The sequence below is a fragment of the Candidatus Burkholderia verschuerenii genome (assembly GCF_001189365.1).
Taxonomy (GTDB): domain Bacteria; phylum Pseudomonadota; class Gammaproteobacteria; order Burkholderiales; family Burkholderiaceae; genus Caballeronia; species Caballeronia verschuerenii.
Window position 1 is genome coordinate 1 of sequence record NZ_LFJJ01000442.1, and the last position, 1,001, is coordinate 1,001.

At 70.3% G+C, this 1,001-nt stretch carries 1 protein-coding gene; it reads right to left on the minus strand.

From position 1 onward, the window contains the following. Nucleotides 1-1,001 (minus strand): DEAD/DEAH box helicase (locus tag BVER_RS29620; protein WP_157056328.1); only part of this gene is annotated, 1,001 nt, incomplete at both ends.

Here is a 1,001-nt window from a genome sequence, read left to right on the forward strand (position 1 = left end):
GACGTAGGTGAGGACCGGGTGGCGCTCCTCGGGCGGGGTGGCGATCGTCGACATCTCACGGATGCCGGTGATCGCCATCTCGAGCGTGCGCGGGATCGGCGTCGCGGACATCGACAGCACGTCGACGGAGGTGCGCAGCCGCTTCATCTGCTCCTTGTGCTCGACGCCGAACCGCTGCTCCTCGTCGATCACGACGAGGCCCAGGTCCTTGAACCGCACGTTGCCGGTGATCAGGCGGTGCGTGCCGATGACCACGTCGACGGTGCCGTCGGCGAGCGCGTCGACGATCTCCTTGGACTCCTTGGCCGTCTGGAAGCGCGACAGCGCGCGCACGTTCACCGGGAAGCCGGAGTAGCGCTCGGTGAACGTGTCGAGGTGCTGCTGCACCAGCAGCGTCGTCGGGACCAGGACGGCCACCTGCTTGCCGTCCTGCACGGCCTTGAACGCGGCCCGCCCGGCGATCTCCGTCTTGCCGTAGCCGACGTCGCCGCAGATCAGCCGGTCCATCGGGACCGTCTTGGCCATGTCCGCCTTGACGTCCTCGATGCTGGACAACTGGTCCGGGGTCTCGACGTGGGCGAAGGCGTCCTCGAGTTCTCGCTGCCAGGGCGTGTCCGGCCCGAACGCGTGCCCCTGCGTCGCCATCCGCGCGCTGTAGAGGCGGATCAGCTCGCCGGCGATCTGGCGCACGTGCCGCCGCGCCCGGGACTTGGTGGTCTGCCAGTCCGAGCCACCGAGGCGGTTCAGCGTCGGCGCCTCACCGCCGACGTACCGGGTGACCTGGTCGAGCTGGGCCGTCGGCACGTACAGCCGGTCGGATCCGCCGGATCCCCGGCGCGACGACGCGTACTCGAGGACGAGGTACTCCCGCGGGGCACCCGCCACGCTGCGCTGGGCCATCTCGACGAAGCGGCCGACGCCGTGCTGCTCGTGGACGACGTGGTCGCCCGGCTGCAACTGCAGCGGGTCGACCGCCTTCTTCCGCTTGGCCGGCATCCGGC